General features: G+C 72.0%; 18 protein-coding genes. 6 read left to right on the top strand and 12 right to left on the bottom strand.

Annotation, left to right across the window (positions count from 1 at the left end; genetic code table 11):
• Positions 1-141 precede the first annotated feature (141 nt).
• Positions 142-1224 carry a DUF6745 domain-containing protein gene (locus ACQP2O_RS10135; RefSeq protein ID WP_433182076.1) on the top strand — a complete coding sequence of 361 codons (1083 nt, stop codon included), beginning with the start codon at positions 142-144 and terminating at the stop codon, positions 1222-1224.
• A gap of 10 nt (positions 1225-1234) precedes the next feature.
• Entirely contained in the window at positions 1235-1672 is a 438-nt protein-coding gene (locus tag ACQP2O_RS10130; protein WP_433182074.1) for a hypothetical protein, read from the top strand.
• Between the two features lie 54 nt (positions 1673-1726).
• Here ACQP2O_RS10130 and ACQP2O_RS10125 read toward each other — a convergent pair whose 3' ends face one another.
• The 10 genes from ACQP2O_RS10125 to ACQP2O_RS10080 all read right to left on the bottom strand — a co-directional run bounded on the left by ACQP2O_RS10125 (position 1727) and on the right by ACQP2O_RS10080 (position 11960).
• Positions 1727-2449 carry a hypothetical protein gene (locus ACQP2O_RS10125; protein WP_433182072.1) on the bottom strand — a complete coding sequence of 241 codons (723 nt, stop codon included), beginning with the start codon at positions 2447-2449 and terminating at the stop codon, positions 1727-1729.
• Between the two features lie 113 nt (positions 2450-2562).
• A complete protein-coding gene (locus ACQP2O_RS10120; protein WP_433182071.1) occupies positions 2563-3483 on the bottom strand; it encodes a CHRD domain-containing protein in 921 nt (306 codons plus the stop codon).
• Between the two features lie 236 nt (positions 3484-3719).
• Complete coding sequence (locus tag ACQP2O_RS10115) at positions 3720-4091, bottom strand: hypothetical protein (RefSeq protein WP_433182069.1); 372 nt, start codon at positions 4089-4091, stop codon at positions 3720-3722.
• A 30-nt stretch (positions 4092-4121) separates the two neighbouring features.
• The gene (locus ACQP2O_RS10110; RefSeq protein WP_433182067.1) at positions 4122-4835 is read right to left on the bottom strand and encodes an SDR family NAD(P)-dependent oxidoreductase; all 714 of its coding nucleotides are present in this window, start codon (positions 4833-4835) and stop codon (positions 4122-4124) included.
• A 228-nt stretch (positions 4836-5063) separates the two neighbouring features.
• Positions 5064-5417, bottom strand: coding sequence for a hypothetical protein (locus ACQP2O_RS10105; protein WP_433182065.1), 354 nt, complete (start codon positions 5415-5417; stop codon positions 5064-5066).
• A gap of 135 nt (positions 5418-5552) precedes the next feature.
• Positions 5553-6722 carry a lipid-transfer protein gene (locus ACQP2O_RS10100; RefSeq protein WP_433182063.1) on the bottom strand — a complete coding sequence of 390 codons (1170 nt, stop codon included), beginning with the start codon at positions 6720-6722 and terminating at the stop codon, positions 5553-5555.
• Positions 6719-8074, bottom strand: a complete 1356-nt coding sequence (locus ACQP2O_RS10095) for an OB-fold domain-containing protein (protein ID WP_433182062.1) — start codon at positions 8072-8074, stop codon at positions 6719-6721. Before ACQP2O_RS10095 ends, ACQP2O_RS10100 begins: the two co-directional genes overlap by 4 nt.
• A 10-nt stretch (positions 8075-8084) precedes the next feature.
• A complete protein-coding gene (locus ACQP2O_RS10090; protein WP_433182060.1) occupies positions 8085-9257 on the bottom strand; it encodes an acyl-CoA dehydrogenase family protein in 1173 nt (390 codons plus the stop codon).
• Positions 9257-10321: an acyl-CoA dehydrogenase family protein gene (locus tag ACQP2O_RS10085; protein WP_433182058.1), complete on the bottom strand. Its 1065-nt coding sequence runs from the start codon at positions 10319-10321 to the stop codon at positions 9257-9259. The genes ACQP2O_RS10090 and ACQP2O_RS10085 overlap by 1 nt, the downstream gene beginning before the upstream one ends.
• 10 nt (positions 10322-10331) lie before the next feature.
• Positions 10332-11960: an AMP-binding protein gene (locus tag ACQP2O_RS10080; RefSeq protein WP_433182057.1), complete on the bottom strand. Its 1629-nt coding sequence runs from the start codon at positions 11958-11960 to the stop codon at positions 10332-10334.
• 222 nt (positions 11961-12182) lie between these two features.
• Here ACQP2O_RS10080 and ACQP2O_RS10075 point away from each other — a divergent pair, with 222 nt between their 5' ends.
• Positions 12183-12776 carry a TetR family transcriptional regulator gene (locus ACQP2O_RS10075; RefSeq protein WP_433182055.1) on the top strand — a complete coding sequence of 198 codons (594 nt, stop codon included), beginning with the start codon at positions 12183-12185 and terminating at the stop codon, positions 12774-12776.
• 56 nt (positions 12777-12832) lie between these two features.
• On the opposite strand, the gene ACQP2O_RS10070 is transcribed toward ACQP2O_RS10075, so the two are convergent.
• Positions 12833-12955, bottom strand: a complete 123-nt coding sequence (locus tag ACQP2O_RS10070) for a hypothetical protein (protein ID WP_433182054.1) — start codon at positions 12953-12955, stop codon at positions 12833-12835.
• A 102-nt stretch (positions 12956-13057) separates the two neighbouring features.
• On the bottom strand, positions 13058-17608 hold the full coding sequence (locus ACQP2O_RS10065; protein WP_433182052.1) for an HAD-IC family P-type ATPase: 4551 nt from the start codon (positions 17606-17608) through the stop codon (positions 13058-13060).
• A 73-nt stretch (positions 17609-17681) separates the two neighbouring features.
• Between ACQP2O_RS10065 and ACQP2O_RS10060 the strand changes: the two genes are divergently transcribed.
• The 3 genes from ACQP2O_RS10060 (at position 17682) to ACQP2O_RS10050 (ending at position 19524) form a co-directional block, all read left to right on the top strand.
• Positions 17682-18371 (top strand): hypothetical protein, encoded by a 690-nt coding sequence (locus ACQP2O_RS10060; protein WP_433182051.1) that lies wholly within the window; start codon positions 17682-17684, stop codon positions 18369-18371.
• A gap of 542 nt (positions 18372-18913) precedes the next feature.
• A complete protein-coding gene (locus tag ACQP2O_RS10055) occupies positions 18914-19261 on the top strand; it encodes a YidH family protein (protein ID WP_433182049.1) in 348 nt (115 codons plus the stop codon).
• Positions 19258-19524, top strand: coding sequence for a DUF202 domain-containing protein (locus tag ACQP2O_RS10050; RefSeq protein WP_433182047.1), 267 nt, complete (start codon positions 19258-19260; stop codon positions 19522-19524). Before ACQP2O_RS10055 ends, ACQP2O_RS10050 begins: the two co-directional genes overlap by 4 nt.
• Positions 19525-19533 lie beyond the last annotated feature (9 nt).

The following is a 19533-nucleotide window of genomic DNA, read 5'->3' as shown; positions in this document are numbered from 1 at the left end:
ACTCGGCCCGCTAGTCGGTCGTCGGCGAGCACAGCGAAGGAACCCCGACCGGCCAGTGGACGGTCGGCGGTGGACAGAGGAGCGGTCGATCTGTCACCCTTCAGGCATGATCATTGGAAAGGCGGACGCCGCCTTCATCGGGTGAGCGCGCTGCTGCAGCGGGAAGCTGCCGAAATCCGCGAAGAATGGCTGGGCCGGCTTCTGTCGACGTCGCCTGCCGACCGTCCGGCCGCAGAGGCCGCCATCTCCGAGCTCTACCGCCTGATCGGGCTCGATCCACCACGGTTCCACTGGGTGTCCTCGCCCGTCGCCGCCCTGACGACGGTTCCGCCCGGAGTTCGTCCCCGGCGGTGCGAGGCGATCGAGAACCTGCCCGAATGGCCCGTACCCTCACTGATCAAGCAGGTGAGGGGGCGATTGCGTCGTGACCTCGACGAACGCTTCCGGTGGACCGACCGATCGACGTACCAGCTGACCTACCGGTCCGTCCAACTGTCGCTCCGGCAATCCACCGGAAGGTCGCTCGACCTGGCGCTGGGGGCGGCGTACGACTCGCGGGACTACCTCAGGAGTCCCTGGTACGACCTGCGCGACGTTTCCTGGGTCGCCCACTATGAAGCACTGCGCCGCGTCACGGGAACGGTCTTCACCCTCGAGCAGAGCCGGCAGGTCGAGCTCTGGAAGACCGTGGCCGGCTCCTGCGGATGGTGGTGGCCGCGCGAAGACGTCTGCGTCGTCGCCGAGCGGCCCGTGGCCCTGCACACCGAGATCTGGGGTGACGAGGGCGAGGTCCGGCTGCACTGTGCGGACGGCCCGGCCGTGCGGTACGCGGACGGCTGGGACATGTACGCCTGGCACGGGATGCGGGTGCCCGCCTGGGTCGTCACGGATCCGACCGTCGAGCGGATCACCGCTGAGACGAATGTCGAGGTCCGGCGGTGCGCGACCGAGCACCTGGGCTGGTCCTCCTACATCGACCAGGCCGGGCTGCGCCTGATCGCGACAGCGCCGGACCCGGGGAACCCCGGCTCCGAACTACGGCTGTACGACCTGCGCAGGGACACCCGGGTGCTCCTCGCGGTCAACGGGTCCGTGGAACGCGACGGGCAGCGGCGCAGGTACGGGCTGACCGTGCCCGGTTTCCTCGACGATCCGATCGCCGCCGCCGGCTGGACGTACGGGCTGACCGCCGAGCAGTACTCCCTCCTTCTTCGACGAACCTGAGGTGATCTCCATGACCATGACGCTTGCTTCCCTGTCCCAGCAGACCGGACTCGCCGTGCTCGACCATCTCGAGACGTCGGTGACCATCCCCGTCGTCGACGGGCTTCAGGCCCAGGGCGACCTCATCGTCATCCCCTTCTCCATGGTCGCGGCGGCCATGGGCTTCTGGCCGGACCCCGCCTGGGCCGATGTACCGGCCGAGGGCGTCGAGCTGCTGCGCGGCGAGGCCGGCGGCAACCCGCACACGCTCGTCGCCGACCCGGGCACCTGCCGCTGGACCACGCGTGTCTCCGACTCCGACGGGCTGGCGATCGGCGTGTTCGAGACGTCGGCCGTCGCCTACCTGCTGCATCCGGAGCACGGCGCCACCGGCTGCGCGCCCGGGACGTACGTCGTCCGGCGGCAGCGTGAGCGCGAAGGAAGCCGGAGCCGCCTCGTCGCGGATTGACCCACGAGCCGCGCCCGCGCCATGTCGCGGGCGCAGGACGCGACAGATCGTGGGCTACCACGACCAGTAGTAGCGCCCGTCCGCGGACCATTGGACCGGTGCGGTCTGGCGAATGGCGAATGCCATGCCCAGGCCTCGGGCGACATACTGCGTACGGTCGATCTGCAGGCCGTACGCATGGCCGTTGTCGTCCCACCACTGCTCGTGTTGGGTGATACAGCGGCGGTCGCTGAAATAGGCGTTCGAGCAGGACGCCGGCGGGGTCCACTGTTGCCGGTGGCGGAAGTGGACGACCGAGCCGTTGGCGGTCGACGTGATCGTGCCGACGGCGTCGAGGCAGTACCCCGTGGCGGGGATGGTCCACCGCGCGTAGTGCTGCCGGCCGCCGTCGGAGGGCAGGTCGGACATGCCGCCGCAGTCGGCGTCCCCGACCTTCTCCGACGTGACCCGCTGGACCTCGGTCACCGGCCGTCCCTGGCCGTCGGAGTACCCGTCCAACTCGACCCAGTCCCCGCTGCGGACGAAGTGCTCCGCGTAGGAAGGCGGCCACTTCGCCGGGTCTCCCCACGAGATGTCGCTCGTCGCCGCGCTCTGCGGGCTCCACGCCCATTGGCCGCCGACCTGGTCGCCCGCGAAATACTGGCCCGCCGATCGGGAGAACATCAGCGAGTAGTCGCCGTAGGTCTCGGGCTCCGCGGCCCGTGCGGCCGTCGTACCGGCAAACACCAGCGCCGCACCGAACGCGACCGCCCCCACCGCCGACGATCTCATCGCCATGGCACGCATGATCTCTCTGGTCGAAGTGACGTCAGGCGGGCAAGAGCCTGCCCGCCGACCGATTAGAGATCAACAGCGCACCCCTGGTTCCGTCTTTCAGACGGGCCGATCGACTAGCCGATGAAGAGGTAGTCCGCCCGGTAGGGCGTCTGCGCGATCGGCGTGCGCCCCGGGTCGCAGGTGCCCTTGGGGGCCGTACCGCCGACCGTGTTGAGACGCAGGACCTCGCCCGTACGGGACAGCAGTCCGCCCGGCCGCCCGGCCTGGGTGGCCGTCAGGTCCAGCTCAGGGATGTTGTCCTGGCCGTTGGCGGTCTTCGTGACGACCTTGCCGGTCACGGCGCTGCCGTCGGGCGCGATCCACTGCGGCGGGCCGGCGTCCGGGCGTACGAACGAGTGCCGGATTCCGCCGTCGAGCAGGGCGGCCACGTCGTGCTGGGTGAAGGCGTACGTGCCGTCGGCCTGCCGGGTGCACGCGTAGATCTGCGCGCCCCGGACGACCGAGGCGCTCGTGACGGCCGGCCGCTTCATGTTCACCGGATGGGCGATCTTGTGGAACTGGCCGCGTACGGCCCCGCCGGGGAACTGCGCGGTGTGCAGGTTGGTGTAGAAGGAGCCCGGATCGGTGCGGAGGGCGGCGAGCAGCTTCTTGTCCCTGACCTTCACCGTGCCGTGTGCGACGTGCCCGGACCGAGGCTTGTCGAACAGCTCGATCTTGACGGCTCCGTTGACTCCCGCCGCGCCGGCGTGGACGTGGCCTTCGGTCGGGGCCGTGATGCCCTTCCACCGTACGGTGTAGGAGACCTTGTCGCCCTTGATCCGCAGGACCTCCACCGCCTGGCCGTCTCGGTCGCCGCCGACCGGCCCCTTGGTGCCCGGGACCTCGTTACGGCCCTGCAGGCTCGCCACGAGGTAGACGGGCGCCTCGCCGGAGGTATCGGAGCCGGTGGAGGAGGCGTAGGCATAGGCCCCGGCCGACACGACGGTGCCAGCCGTGAGGAGGACGCCGGGGATGATGAGCCTCTTGCTGAACATGCGATCACCTTCAGATCTCGGTCGCTGGTATCCACGCTCCCGGCAGTACGCGGCCCGGCGACCGGAAGGTTCGACGCATCGCGAATCCATTTTCGGCGGCCAGGTCCCGGCTCGCCGTGAGCGTGCGCTCACCTCCCGGTCGGCGCCGGTGGCGGGGTCTCCGGCGACTGCGGCTCGTCGACGGGCTGGGAGATGACCTCCAGCTGGGGCGGGCCGCCGTCGCGGTCCCCGATCGGCTAGTCGAGGCGGGAGACCTGGTAGTGGGCGATGGACCAGTCGTCTTCCGAACGCTTCAGCAGTACGCCGAGTTTGACGCTCAGCGTGGGCCGGTCGGTGAACGAGAAGTCGACGGCCAGGTATCCGAGCACGAGGTCGTCGGAAAGGCGTCTGCTCTCCAGAATGCGATACGCGGCCGACAGGCCGAGGGGCTGGGATTCGTAGTAGTCGGCGACGCCCTGCCTCCCGACGCTGTAGGGGTGCAGCCCCTGGAAGATCGCGTCTTCGGTGAAGTGGGAGGCGACCCGGCGCGGTTCATGGGCGTCGACGCCTGACTTCCATTGGTCCAGGACGCCGCGCAGGATCGCTTCGGTGTCCGTCATGCCGTCCATCACGGTTCTCCTGTGGAAACAGACCGGGGTTCAGTGTCCTGCGCTCACGCCGCCGTCGACGTGGAGGATCTCGCCGGTGACGAACGGGGCGTTCTCCAAGTAGATCACCGCGTCCACGATGTCGCGCTGCTCGCCCATCCGGCCGACGGGTTGCAGGGCGGCGAGCGCCCCGTGGGTCGCCTCGGGGTGCATCGGGGTCTTGATGGTGCCCGGTGAGACGGCGTTGGCGCGGATGCCGCGGGTGGCGTACTCGATGGCGAGGGACTTGGTGGCGGACTGCAGCCCGCCCTTGGTCAGTGAGGCCAGCACGGAGGGGACGCGGGAGTCGGCGTTGTCGACCAGGCTCGTGGTGATGTTGACGATGTGACCGCCGCCCTGGGCGAGCATGCGCTCGACGGCCAGCTGGGTGATCCAGAAGAAACCGGCGACGTTCACGCCGGTCACGGTGGCGTAGTCGTCCTGGGTGTAATCGGTGAAGGGCTTGGCGACGAAGACTCCCGCGTTGTTGACCAGGGTGTCGACGCGGCCGAACCGCTCCGCAGCGGCGGCGATGACGCGCTCGGCGGTGGCGGGGTCGGCGATGTCGCCCTGGACGGTCAGGATGCCCGCCTCGGTGGACGGGGCGATGGTGCGCGAGGTGGCGACGACGGCGTAACCGAGCTTGCGGTAGGCCTCGACGAGACCGGCGCCGATGCCCTGTCCTGCGCCGGTGATGACTGCGACCTTCTGGTCGTGAGAGCTCATGATGATCTTCTTCGCGATAAGGGTATGGGTTCCGTGGTCCGAGGCGGCGATCGCTAAGCCGACCGGTCATCTATTCGGAGCATAGGTGGCCACGCAGGGAGAAGTACAAGGTCAGAGGGGGTTTGGCCGGGACCGGTTTCCTCGCAGCTGAGAGGCCGGGCCTCCCAGCACACGTCAGCGGCCGTGCCCGTCGGTCCCGGCCGAGAGCTCCGGGACCGAGCCGAGACGTCAATGGTGCTTGGCCATGGCGCATCCGGCGGAGAAGCCGGATGGGTAGCCGGCCGCGAAGCCCTCGCGGAAGGCGGCGACGCCGGTGGTCGTCTTCTGCCGCTGCGCCGCGATGCCCACAGTGCGGCAGGCCTTCTTGCCGTCGGCGAACCCCTCGGAGTAACCCTGCCGGAATCCGGCGGTGTACGGCTCGCGGGCGTGTTTCTTCTTGTGCTCGGGTTTCGGCTTCACCGCGGTATTCCGCTGGGCGATCGCCGATCCGGCGTGCGCCGATGCCTGCGGAGCCTCAGCCGTCACCATGATCAGACCGGCGCCCAGGAGGGGCGTCAGCAGAAGCGGACCGATATGACGCATCGAGCCTCCCCCGTTGGTGGATAAAAGCAGCTATCTCCACTCAAGGCAGCAAGAAGGCGTGGGAACAATGCGATTGCTGTTAATAGCGAGCAATGTAAGGTTTACCGCGAAATGCGGTTTCAGGAGCGTGAACGCTCACGCCCGGCCGAGGATCAGGCCGCTCGTCGGGACGCCGGTTCCGGCGGTCACGATGACGTGCTCGACCCCGGCGACCTGGTTGACCGAGGTGCCGCGGACCTGGCGCACGGCCTCGGCGATGCCGTTCATGCCGTGGATGTACGCCTCGCCGAGCTGACCGCCGTTCGGGTTGACCGGCAGGTGCCCGTCCAGCTCGATGCCGCCGTCCGCGACGAAGTCCTTCGCCTCCCCCCGCCCGCAGAAACCCAGCTCCTCCAGCTGCATGAGGACGAACGGCGTGAAGTGGTCGTACAGGATCGCCGCCCGCACGTCGTCCGGCCCGATCCCGGCCTGCCGCCAGAGTGTGTCCCCCACCCGGCCCATCGCGGGCAGGGTCGTCAGGTCCGTCTCGTAGTACCCGAACATCATCATCTGGTTCGGCCCCGCGCCCTGCGCGGCCGCTCTGATCACGGCGGGCGGGTGGGGCAGGTCGCGGGCGCGTTCGGCGCTGGTCACGACGATCGCGACGCCGCCGTCGGACTCCTGGCAGCAGTCGAGCAGGTGCAGGGGCTCGACGACCCACCGGCTGTCCTGGTGATCGTCGAGGGTGATCGGCCGCTCGTGGAACCACGCCTTGGGGTTGGTCGCCGCGTGGCGGCGCATGGCGACCGCCACCCGGCCGAAGTCCTCGCTGGTCACGCCGTACTCGTGCATGTAGCGCCGGGCGTACATCGCCACCCAGGCGGCCGGGGTCGCGAAGCCGTACGGCAGGTGGAAGGAGAACTCCAGGTCGGTGGACGTGGCGGCGTGCTCCGAGCGGGGCGCGGCCTGGCCGAAGCGGCGACCGGAGCGTTCGTTGAACGCCCGGTAGCACACGACCGTCCGCGCCTGCCCGGTCGCCACCGCCATCGCCGCGTGGGCGACGGTGCCGCAGGCCGCGCCGCCGCCGTACTCGACGCGGGAGAAGAAGGACAGACCGGGGATGCCCAGCTCCCGGGCCACCGCGATCTCGGAGTTGGTGTCCGACGAGAACGTCACCAGGCCGTCGACGTCGGACGGCGTCAGCCCGGCGTCCTTGATCGCGTCGATGCACGCCTCGGCGGCGAGCTGGAGCTCCGAACGCCCCGACTCCTTGGAGAACTCCGTCGCCCCGATCCCGGCGATCGCCGCCGTCCCGGAGATCGTCATGTTCGCTCCTTGAGTCGTACGGTCGCGACGGCGTGGTCGCCGAGGCTCACCGCGCCGCGTACCTCGACGGTGCGGTCGTCGACGGCGCGTCCGGTCATCGTCAGGGTGTCACCGGCGTACGCGGGGACGCCGAGCCGTACGGAGATGCCCTCCAGGACGGCGTCCGGCAGGCCCTCCAGGACGCAGCGCTGGACCAGGCCGATGGTGGTCAGGATGTTGAGGAAGATGTCCTTCGACCCCTGGGCCCGGGCGAGGGCGGTGTCGTGGTGGACCGGCGTGAAGTCGCGGGTGGCCAGGGCGGTGGAGATGACGAAGGTCGGCGTCAGCTCGACGCTCAGCCCCGGCAGGCCGCCGGCGACCTCCGCGGCCGACTCCGGCGCGGCCTTCGACGCCGACGCCGACGCTGCCGAAGCCGACGCCCGGGACGCCGACGCCGCCGAAGCCGATGCCCCGGAAACCGGCGCCGCAGGCGCTCCCGCCGGGCGCCACTGGGGCAGGGTCAGCTCGTCGTCCATCTCCTGGAAGACCAGCTCGACGGGCATGCCGACGCGCACCTGGTCGGGCGGGCAGTCGAGGAGGTTGCCGACCATGCGGACGCCCTCCTCCAGGTCGACGAGGGCGACGACGAACGGCGGCTCGTGCCCCGGGACCGGCGGGTGGTGGTGGACGACGTAGCTGTGGAGCGTGCCACGGCCGCTCGCCGCGACGTGGTCGCGTTTGGTCGCGTGGCAGCTCGGGCACATCGGTCCGGGCGGGTGACGCAGCCGCCCGCACTCGGCGCAACGCTGGACGCGCAGCTCGCCCTCGCGCACGCCGTCCCAGAAGAAGCGCGTGTCGAGGCCGACGGCGGGCCGCAGCGGGTGACGTCCCTTCGCCGCACCTCCCACGCGGGGACGGAACTTCAGCACCCGGAACATCATCTCGGCGACGCGCTCGTCCCCGGAGTACCAGGCCTGATACCAGGTGACGAAGTAGCCCTCGCCGAGGCCGGTGCGCTTCGGCCCGGTCACGCCCCCGAACCTCATGGTCGCGCGCAACCGCTCGCCGTGCCGCAGGTACCGGTCGTACGTCTGCTCGCAGTTGGTCGCGACGACGCCGGTGAACCCGGACTCGTTCAGCAGCGTCAGGGCACGGTCCGCGATCGACGCGGGCTTGTCCCGGTCCAGCCCTGGCATCGACCAGACCTGGATCATCGCCGGTGGCGCGGTCTCCGCCCAGCGGTCGCCGCGGTCGCCGAGCGCCTGGGTCCAGTTGCGGATCATGGCGGCGTTCACGGGGTCCGGGCAGGCGGACGCGGGGCTCTCCCCCGCGGCGGTCAGCTCCTCGGCGAGGGCCATCAACTGGTCGTGCAATGTCTCTCCTTCACCGGGGGGCGCGCGGCAGGCCGAGGCCGATCATCGCGATGAGCTCCCGCTGGATCTCGTTGACGCCGCCGCCGAAGGTCAGCACGATCGCGCCCTTGACCCCGTGGTCGAGGCGGTCGATGAGGTCGCGGGTCTCCTCGTCGCCGGGGTCGCCGTAGCGGGCGAGCGCCTCGCCGACGACACGGCCGACGTCCTGCATGCGCTCCGACCCGTAGATCTTGGTGGCGGACGCGTCCGGGGCTCCGAGCCAGCCCAGGTCCATGTTCGCGGCGACCTGCCAGTTGAGGAGCTCGTTGACACGCAGGTACGCGTGGACCTGCGCGACCGCGCGCCGTACGTCGGGCTGTTCGATGAGCGGCCGGCCGTCGCGGCCCTTCTTGGTGCGGGCCCAGCGGACGAAGCGGTCGTAGGTGTGCCCGATGTTCCCGGCCGGGCCGAGGGTGACCCGCTCGTGGTTGAGCTGGTTGACGATGAGGTTCCAGCCCTTGTTCTCCTCGCCGACGAGCAGGTCGGCGGGGACCTTGACGTCCTGGTAGTAGGTGGAGTTCGTGTGGTGGCGGCCGTCCATGGTGACGATCGGCGTCCAGGAGAAGCCGGGGTCCTTGCAGTCGACGATGAGCATCGAGATGCCCTTGTGCTTCTTCGCCTCGGGATCCGTGCGCGCGGCGAGCCAGACGTAGTCGGCGTAGTGCGCGCCCGAGGTGAAGATCTTCTGGCCGTTGACGATGTAGTGGTCGCCGTCCCGGACCGCCGTGGTGCGCAGCGCGGCCAGGTCGGTGCCGGCGCCGGGCTCGCTGTAGCCGATCGCGAAGTGGCACTCCCCGGCGAGGATGCCGGGCAGGAACCTCTTCTTCTGCTCCTCGGTCCCGAACTGCACGAGCGTCGGCGCGACCGTGTTCAGCGTGATGATCGGGTACGGCACCTCGGCGCGGGCGATCTCGTTGGCGAAGATCTGCTGCTCGACGGGGCCGAAGCCCCGGCCGCCGTACTCCTTGGGCAGCGCGATGCCGAGCATGCCGTCTTGGCCGAGCCGCCGGCAGTGCGCCATGTACGAGGTGCCGAACGGGTCGTCGGCGATCCCCTCGCGCTGGTCGGGGGTCAGGCAGGAGGCGAAGTACTCGCGCAGCTCGGCGCGGAGCGTCTTCTGCTCGTCGGTCAGGTCGATGAACATCAGGCCACCAGAGCTCCAATCGCGTCGAGCTGCGCCTCCGCGCCGCCCAGCAGGTGGGCGTGGTGCTTGGCCCACGCGAAGTACCGGTGCAGGGGATAGGTCACGTCCAGGCCGAGCCCGCCGTGCAGGTGCTGGCAGGTGTAGAAGGCCTTCAGCGCCGGGTCGCACACGTTGTACGCGGCGACCGCGAGGACCTCGGCGGCGTCGTCGTACCCCTTCGCGAGCCGCCACGCGCCCGCCCACACCGCCACGTCCAGGGCGCGCTTGGCGATGTAGACGTCGCCGATCTGCATGGTGACGGCCTGGAACTCGGCGAGGGGCCGGTCGAACTGCTCGCGGGTCTTGACGTGCTCGGTGGTGAGCGTGAGAGCGGCGTCGAGCACGCCGGAGACGATCGCGACCGCACCGGCGGTGGCGTACCCGGTGAGGGTGCCGTACGCCCCGGCGTCCAGCAGCGCGTCCGCGCCGACCCGTACGCCCTCCAGGCCGATCCGGGACAGGGGCTCGCCGGTGGCCGCCGGCTGCGGGGCGAGGGTCACCTGCCCGGGCTCGACGAGGAAGACGCCGATCCCGTCCACGAGACGCGCCGGGACGAGGATGACGTCGGCCTGCCCGGCGTACGGGACGAAGGTCTTGACCCCGTCGAGGACGTACGCGTCGCCGTCGCGGCGCGCGGTCGTCGTGAGGCCGGGGCCCGGCTCGCGGAAGGCGACGCTGAGCACCGACCCGCCGTCCGCGAAGCCGGCGAGCCGGTCCCCGCGGCCGTGCCGGGCGAGCGTCATCGCCGCGACGAGGGAGGAGAACGCGGGGACCGGGGCGACGCGCGCGCCGATCTCCCGCAGGACCACCGCGAACTCCACCGCCCCCAGCCCGGCGCCGCCCAGGTCCTCGGGCAGGCAGGCGCCGAGCAGCCCGGCGTCGGCGAGGGCCTTCCACAGCGCGGTGTCGTACGGCGCGCCAGATCTCTCGTGCGCCTCCAGGCGGTCGGTCGTGACCTCGCGTTCGAGCAGGCCGGCCGCGAGGTCCCGCAGCTCCCGCGCGTTCTCGTCCAGGTCGAAGTCCATGATCCCCTTCTCACTCGGTGGCGCCGGAGGGCCACAGGCGTCCCCGGCCCCGGCTCTCGAACTCGGCGCGCAGCCGGTCGACGTCCTCGGCGGTCATGCGGCGGAACCGCGGTTCCCGGCCCGGCCGCCACCACACCGGGTCCGAGGTGTTCCAGGCCTCCGCCGCGAGCGCGCGCTTGACGACCTTGTTGGAGGCGGTGCACGGGAGCCGGTCGGCGACCCGGACGTAGCGCGGCGTCCACTTGGAACCCATATCCGCGCGGCCGCCCAGGAACGCGGCGAACCGGTCGGGGTCGAAGTCGCCGACCAGCGCCACCATCACCTGGTCGCCGGCCGCGACGTCCGGCACGCCGTACACCGCGAGCTCCTCCGCGCCCGGCAGCTCGTCGAGCACCCGCTCGACCTGGGCGGAGCCGAAGTTCTCGCCGTCGACGCGCAGCCGGTCGGCGTGCCGCCCGGCGAAGAACACGAAGCCGCCGGCGTCCCGGTAGGCGAGGTCGCCGCTCCAGAACATGCCGTCCCGGAGCCGGTCGTCGGCCTGTTCGTTGTGATAGCCGTCGAACAGGCCGAGCCCCTTGGTGTTCACGAGCTCGCCGATCGCCTCGCCGCCGTTGGTCACGCGGCCGTCGGCGTCCAGCCGTGCGGGCGGGCACTCCCGGCCGGTCTCCGGGTCGAGGATCTTGATGCCGTCGCCGAGGCGGCCGAGCGCTCCCGGCGGACCGGCCGGGTCGGGCGAGAAGGCGATCGCGGTCTCGGTGGAGCCGTACCCGTCGACGACCGCGCAGCCGAACCGCTCACGGAACCGCTTCTGCTCCAGCGGGGCCGCCTCGTTGCCGAACGCGACCCGCAGCGGGTTGTCGGCGTCGTCGGGACGTTCGGGCGTGGCCAGGACGTACGACAGCGCCTTCCCGACGTAGTGCAGGTACGTGCAGCCGTACCGGCGCACGTCCGGCAGCGTGCCGGAGGCCGAGAACCGCGCACGGAGCACGAGCTGCGCGCCGGCCGCGAGCGCCGGGGCGTACGCCGCCATGACCGCGCCGGAGTGGAAGAGCGGCATCGGGCAGTAGACGACGTCGTCGGGGCCCAGCAGGCGGCCGGCCAGGATCGTGCCGGGCACGACGACCTTCCGGTGCGTGACCCGCACCGCCCTCGGCCGCCCCGACGTGCCGGACGTGAAGATCAGCATCAGGAGGGTGTCCGGCGCGAGTGCCTCGAACGGCGGGGCAGGCGCGGGCGCGTCGTGCGGCGGGGCCGGGCGGGGTTCGGTGACTCGCAGGCCGGTACGGGAGGCGACCTGGTCCGCGAGGGCCGCGTGGCGCGGTTCGGTGACGATCAGGTCGCAGTCGGCGCGCGTGGCGTCGCCGGCCAGCTCGTCGGCGGTGCGGGTCGTGTTGAGCGCGACGATCACGTTGCCGGACAGGGCCGCGCCGCCGAGCAGGAAGACGAACTCGGGGACGTTGTCGAGCAGCACGCCGACGTGCAACGGGCGCGTGGCTCTGGGCATCGCCGCCATCCAGCCGGCGCGGGCGGCGCACTCGCCGACGACCTCTCGCCAGGTCCAGGCCTCGTCGGCGAACCGCAGGCCCACGCGGTCGTCGGCGGCCCGCTCCCGGAGCAGTTCGGCCACGGTGCCGGACACCGCCTCACCTCCCGGTCGGTCTCACCAGGAAGAAAACTAGAACACATTCTAATATGTGTCCACCATCAAAGATCAAGAAGAGATGTCAGACTCCGCTTACCTCGGTGAAACCTCCTCGACGCCGCAACCCACCGGTAATACATAACGTGTTCTCGCCTGGCGGTAGTCTGGTGCCCTACACGCGCGGGCGGGGGCACCGCGCTCCCAGCCCAAGGAGTCGTCGTGACGGCAGAGTCAGCAGCCGCCAGCCACCAGGGGGTCCGCTCCCGCAGCCAGTACCAGCGCCGCCGCCGCATCGTCCAGGCGGCCGCCGCCCTCGCCTCCCGCGGAGGCGTCGAGGCCATGCAGATGCGCACCGTCGCCGAGCGCGCCGGAGTGGCGCTCGGCACGCTGTACCGCTACTTCCCGTCCAAGATGGACCTGGTCGTCGCCGTCGTCAGCGAGGAGATGGACACCCTCGAGGGCAGCCTCGACCGCCGCCCGCCCCGATCGGCGACCGCGGCCGGGCGCGCCGTCGAGGTGCTGATGCGCGCCACGCGCGGGCTGATGCGCGAGCCGGAGCTCGCCGACGCGCTGATCCGGTCGCTGCTGCTGTCGGACGTCAAGACCGACTTCGGCGACCGCATGGCGGGTCTGCTGGCCCGGGTGACGGCGACCGACGCAGAGGGGGGGACCGACGAGAGTCGGGTTCTGCTGCGGTCGCTGAGCAGCGTCTGGGTGATGGAAATGCTGGAGATACTCCGCGGCCACACCACGAACGATGAGATCCAGGCGAGGCTGGAGATCGCCGCGGCCCGCTTGCTCGCCGACTTCTGACGCCGAGGAGGCGGGCCACCGACCGAGGGGGCGGGCTCACGACCCGCCCCGGACGGTCAGGCGGTCGTCAACTGCTGGAACATCCCGGTGCGGATCAGGTACAGGGCCACCCGAGTGAGGAGGGCCTGGAGGAGCATGACGAGCGCCTTCGCGAGGATCGTCGACACGATGTCAGGCATGGGGCACCTACGGGGTAGAGGGGTACCGTCGCGTGAATTATGCCTGCTTGTCCGAATCAAAGCGACCCTCGAGGGTGACCTCGGAGTGAATATTTTCCCAAGTCAGGCACTGTTTCGCCGCAGGCGCGTCAACAGCACCGCGGCCACGGCGAAGGCCAGGGCCGAGCCCAGCGCGATCGCCCAGCAGTGCGGCCACAGGGGCCGGCTGCCGAAGAAGTGACTGAGACCCGGCACCTGCACGATGATCCCCAGCGCGGCGAGTGACACGAGGCCCGAGCCGAGCACCAGCGGGTCGCGCCCGCCGGCCGCGATCGTCTGAGCCAGCTGCGTGGTGACGAGCGCGACCAGACCGGTGGTGTCGGCCTGGCCGCGGGTGCCGCTCCCCCGCGCCAGCACCCACGCGGCCAGCGCGGCGCCCGCCGTGGCGCCCGCGCGGACCGTCACGTCGCGGGTGAGCGCGCCGCCCAGCGACCGGTCCGGGCCCTCGGCGAGGAGCTCCTCGTGCGTCACGCCGGACGGCGGGCGGGCCGCCAGGGCGATCGCGGGGAGCATGTCGGTGAGCAGGTTGACCAGGAGCAACTGGCGCACGTTGAGCGGGCTGCGCCCGCTGAGCAGGCCCGTGCCCACCGTGAAGGCGATCTCGCCGAGGTTGCCGCCGAGCAGCACGGCCAGGGCGTCGCGCGTGGACCGCCACATCGCCCGGCAGTCGGCGATCGCGTCCGTGATCGTCTCGATCCGGTCGTCGGTGACGACGACGTCCGCGGTCTCACGGGCGGCGGGCGTGGCCCGCTCGCCGAGCGCGATGCCGACGTCGGCCAGCCGGATGGCAGGGGCGTCGTTGGCGCCGTCGCCGGTGACGGCGACCACCCGGCCGGCCGCGCGGAGGGCCTGGACGACACGGGCCTTCTGCGCGGGGCTGACCCGGGCGAAGACCGACACCCCGATCAGCGCGTCGGCCAGTTCCTCGTCGCGCAGGGCGTCGAGGTCGGGCCCGGTCATGATCCGGCCGTCCAGCAGGCGCAGCTCGGCGGCGATGGCCTCCGCGGTCGTCGGATGATCACCGGTGATCATGACGACGTCGACGCCCGCCTTCCGCAGCCGTTCCACGGCCTCGGCGGCGGTCGGCCGGACCGGGTCGGCGATGCAGGCCAGGCCGAGGAAGCCCAGCCGGTCGATGCGCGACTCGGTCAGGTCACGGCGCCCCGACGCCGGGCGCTCGGCGACCGCCAGCACCCGGTATCCCAGGTGCGCCAGCCGGTCCACCTCCTGCTCGACCTTCTCCCGCACCTTCTGGTCGAACGGGACGGGCCCGTCGTCCCGAAGCCAGGTGTCACACCGCTCCAGGACGATCTCCGGTGCGCCCTTCACGCTCAGCAGCTGACGGCCGTCCGTCCGGCCGAGGACGGCGTGGTAGCCGCGCCCGGGTTCGAACGGCAGCTCGTCGACCCGCTCCCAGGACTTCAGGCCCTCCGCCGCGTCCATGTCCAGCTTCCGGGCCGCCCTCGTGATCGCCCGGTCGGTCGGATGCGGCAGCCGGCCGCCGCCGGGGTCCGGGGTCGCGCGGACGGCGGCCGCGATGATCTTCCGGAAGTACGGCGTCAGCTGCTTCTTCTTCACCGGAGCGGCCGCCATGCCGTCGGAGACCTGTCGCAGCCGCAGCCTGCCCTCGGTCAGCGTGCCCGTCTTGTCGAAGCAGAGCACGTCGATGCGGCCGAGCGCCTCGATCGTGCGCGGGTTGCGGACGAGCGCGCCACGCCGGGACATCCGGCGCGCCGTCGCCAGCTCGGCCGCCGTGGCCACGAAGGGCAGGCCCTCCGGTACGGCGGCGACGGCGAGGCTGACCGCCGGGCCGAGCGCCTGCGCCATCGACTGCCCGCGCAGCAGGTCCGACAGGAAGAGGAGCGCCCCCGACCCGAGCGCGACCGGCAGTGTCACCTCCGTCAGCGCGCGCAGGCGCGCCTCGACCCCGCCCGGACGCGGTTCGTCGCCGCCCTCCCGCATCGTTCGCCCGACCTCGGTCTGGGCGCCCGTGGCGACGACGACCCCGGTCGCGTTCCCCGCCGCGATGACCGTGCCCTGGTACAGCATCGAGTGCCGCTCGGCTACCGACCGGGACAGGCTGGGTAGGGCGCTCTTCGTGACCAGCTGCGACTCCCCGGTGAGGCTGGACTCGTCGACCTCCAGGTCCTCCGCGGCCAGCAGGCGCAGGTCGGCCGGGACGGCGTCCCCGGCGGTCAGCACGACGACGTCGCCGGGGACGAGCTCGTCGGCCGTGGCCCGCGGTTCCTCGCCGTCCTCGCCTTCCTCGCCGGGCCGCCGGAGCCGGACGCGTACCGCGCTCAGGTCGACGAGCCGCCGCAACGCGCGGTCGGCGCGGACCCGCTGGAAGCCGGACATCACGGCGTTGCCCCCCAGGACCGCGCTGATCAGGGCCGCATCCATGATCGATCCCATGACCGCCGAGACCCCGGCGCCCGCCGCGAGCGCCGGGGTGAGCGGGTTGTCGAGCTCCTCGACGGTGACGTGGGCCAGGCCCGGCGGTCGCGCCTCCTCCCCCAGGTCGGAGCGCCGCCGGTCGGCCTCGTCCTCGCCGATACCGGACATCGACGATTGCAGCCGGTTCAGCACGGCCATGGCCGGCCACGCGTGCCACGGCGTACGGTCCTGGGGCACGGGGGCGGGCCGCCGGGCCAGGACCCGGCCCGACCAGGTGCCGAAGCCGAACGCCGCGATGGTGGCGAAGTCGACCGCCAGCTGGGCGCGCCGCGCCGCCCCGGCGGAGGGCCCCGCCGCGGCCAGCAGCGCCCCCGACGCCGACCCGACGGCGGCGGTCTGCGCGGCCCGCGCACTGGTCTGTTTCGCTGTCGGCATCGTCTCCAGCAGCAGGCACGCCTCGGCCAGGCCGGGGCCGCACAGCAGCTGCGCGCCCCACGCCGGCCGGCGGCCGTGGGCCAGCACGCCGATACCGACGTCCGCCGCCGCGAGGGACTCGCCGCCATGCGCTGCGACGAGCGCGACGACACACCCCTCCTCCTGACACTGCCGTACGGAGGCGAGCAGGCGGTTCCCGCCCGCGACGGTGCGCTCCACGTTCAGCCGCTTCGCCAGCGGCGCGGCACCGGCCACCGCGACCGACCCGACTCGCCGCGCGGCGGCGATCAGCGCCTCGGCCAGGGGATCCAGCTCGGCGACCACGGAGACGAGGGCGGCCGGTTCGCCGTCGCGGGTCAGGAGGAGCACGGTCGCGCCCCGCTTCCGCAGCTCGGCCGCGCGCACGCGCGCAGCCGCCGGAAGGCCGGATTCGGTCACGAAGTCGCCCGCGCGGCGGCCGGCGCGTGCCCTGGCCGGCCGCACCAACGAGACCGCCCAGGCGCCCTCCTCCCGCCGGGCGTCCGGCTGTTCCAGGTCGACCAGCGCGTGGGCGCGTTCGTACGCCTCCTCCGCGTCGACCTCCGGCGACAGGAGGACGACGTCCTCGATCACCATGTCGCCGGTGCGCAGCACCGAGGCGTCGACGATGACGTGGTCGATCCGGTCGAACCGGCGCAGGCTCTCCGGGTTCAGCACGACGATGTCCCGGTCGGCGGCGATCCGGCCGATCTGGGTGGCGAATGCCTCGCGGCCCATCCGTGCCGCGCGCGGCACCCCCGCGGCGAGCACTCCCTGCGCCCGCGCGCCGTCGCGCGTGAAGAAGTACGTGCCCACCGCGGCCGTGATCGCCACCGGTATCGTCCAGGCCACCCGCTCCACGGGGCCGTGCGGCAGCGGCACGGGCCGCTCCGGCACGTGCAGAGCCGAGGCTTCGAAGGCGCCTTCGTGCCGGACCAGGTGCTCCACGCGCCGGTGCCAGGTCGACCGGTGCCCGCGCATCTCCCCCACCCGGACGGTCCGGTGCACGGAGCCGATGAGGAGGCCGACCGGCTGCTGCGCCAGCGCCTGCAGGGTCGCGAGGCCACTGCCGACGACCATGTCGGTGGCCGGATGCCCGATCAACCGCACCAGCCGGTCCCGCACCTGAGGCGTCGAGTCGACCATCGCGATCGCGGTGGCCATGGCCGGGGGGATGGGGACGGTGCGCAGCACGAGCCTGCTCGTGATCGCGGTGCCGGCACCGGCGAGGTACGCGGCGACGAGGGCCGTCTCCCGCAGGATCGCCTGCCGGTGCGTCGGGTCCGGATGCCGGGTGAACGGGTCGTCGGCGGCGCCGTGGCGGTCCTCGACCATCTCGACCACGTCGATGAGCTCGTCGACGGGCACCTCGCCTTCCTCGATCACCATGACGGTCCCGAGAACGGCGTTGACCTCCGCCCGCGCCACGCCCGCGACGTTCAGCATCTCTCCGACGAGGTCCGCCGCCATGTCCTCACGGCCGGGGCGGTGCACCCCGCGGACCCGGATGCTGGTCCGGCCGTCCGTCCGGTGCACCCGCCGTTGCTCGACCGCCCCCACGACGGCGCGCACCGCGGTCTCCGAGGCCCGTACGGTGGTCTCGGGGAGCCGGGCGACCGCACCCGGAAGGCGCGCGACGTCCTCCGACGCCCGCGCGGCGACACTCGGAAGGCGCCCCACCGCGGCTGCGACCTCCTCCGACGCCCGCACGGCGGCACCGGGAAGGCGCGCCAGCACCCCCGCGGCCTCACTCGAGGCCCGCACAGCGGCACCCGGAAGGCGCCCCACCACACCCGCAGCCTCACCAGACATCCGTGCGGCGGTCCCCGAAAGGCGCGTGGCCGCCCCAGCGGCGTCGCTCGAGGCCCGTACGGCAGCGCCCGGAAGACGTCCTACGGCACCCGCGGCCTCGCCCGAGGCCCGTAGGGCGGCGGCGCCCGAAAGGCGTGCCGCCTCACCCGACGCGCGCGCCAGCAGGCCCGGGGCCCCTGCCGTTCCGCTCGATGCCCGCGCGACCGTACCGGGCAGAGTCGTCGTCGCCTGGAGCAGACCGGTCGCGGTCTGGAGGAGGCGTAGCAGCGGCATCGATCAGGGGCCCGGCCGTCATGCGCCCTGGGTCGCCCTCGACCGGCCGGCCGCGCTGGACGACCCGCCGGACTGTCCCTGCGTCGCCGTCGCGGTCCTGCTCGCGGCCGTCCGGCTCGTCGTCGACCTACCGGCGGTCGACCTGCTCGCGGCGGTCCTGCTCGTGGTCGACCTGCCGGCGGTCGACCTGCCGGCCGTCGTCCTACCGGCGGTCGTCCTGCCTCTGGTCGTCGTCCGGCTCCTGCTCGCCGCCGTCCGCCTCGTGGCGGCCGGCTCGCCCGCCGTTTCTCCGGCTGCCGGTTCCCGCGCGGCTCGGCTGGGCCGGGCCGCTCCGCGGCGGCCGCCGAAGGCACGACGCGCCACTATGGTGCCGAGGCCGACGGCGGCGGCCACCGGCCAGTCGATGATCCCGAAGATCGCCGCGGCGCCCAGACCACCGTAGAACGCCAGCCGTTCCGGGGGCGGCAGGTGGGAGGCGGCGGCCTTTCCGGCGTCGCCGACGTAGGAGACCCCGGGCACCGGGACCTTCATGACCTTCACTCGCGGCATGACCACGGGTACCGGGACCTTCGCCCCGTGCTCCGCACCCCGCGACGTCCGGGTCGTGGTCTCCGATCGGCCGCCTCTGGCGGCGGCCGTCGTCCTCGTCGTCGTTCTCCTCGACGAGGGCTTCGTTTTCGTGGCTTTCTTCTGCACGGCCATGCCGACCATCCCCCGCTCGTGCCGGAACACCGTTTCCGCTCTCGAAGGTCCACGTTGCTCCGCAGAAGGCCTCGACACAAGCCCACAAGAGGAGATCCGGACAGACCTTTTCCCTGGTCGAGGTCATACGGAAGGCAAGTTCAGGTGATTTGCCCCAAACGCCAGACTCGTTCCGAACCGGCACGCCGGTGCACCGTCGTGTGGAGGCCCACGGCGAGCCCGCACCGCGGGTACGTGCATCATCGACTCTCGTGAAGAGGTTCGACTGTCGTGAGGAGGAGCATGTCGGATGACGAACCCGGGCACGAGCCCGACTACCGGTTCTCGCTCGCCAATGAACGGACCCTGCTCGCCTGGGTGCGGACGTCCTTCGGGCTGGCCGCGCTCGGTATACCGCTGGCCGGCGGCATCCACGGCGTGGAGCTGCCGGCCTGGCACCGCGAGATCGGGCTGGGCGCGATCGCCTTGAGCGTGCTGATCGCGCCGATCGCCTACGTCCGGTGGCGGCGTGCGCAGGAGGCCATGCGGCTGGGCGTGTGCCTGCCGCGTGACCCGCTTCCCGCTCTCCTGACGGCCGGCGTGGCGATCCTGTTCGCCCTCACGCTGGTGAGCGGGATCGTGACCGGGTGAGCTCCGGCCTGCAGGCCCAGCGAACGGAACTCGCATGGCTGCGTACGACGCTGTCCTGCTGGGCGGTCGGCCTGCTCGCCTTCAAGATCGCTTTTCCGGTCGGGGCGGCGGCTCTGCTCGGCCCGGTGACCCTGACGGTCGTCGCGTACCGCAGGCGCCGGTTGCTGCGTACGGAGGCGCCGCCACCGATGTCGCGCGTTCAGGGCGTTCTCGCGGTCGGCACGTGCCTGGTGATCGCGATCGCCGGCGCGGTACTGCTGTGAGCGGGAGGG

It is taken from the genome of Actinoallomurus sp. CA-150999 (assembly GCF_050942425.1).
Lineage (GTDB): Bacteria > Actinomycetota > Actinomycetes > Streptosporangiales > Streptosporangiaceae > Actinoallomurus.
This window is presented reverse-complemented; position numbering and strand designations above follow the sequence as displayed.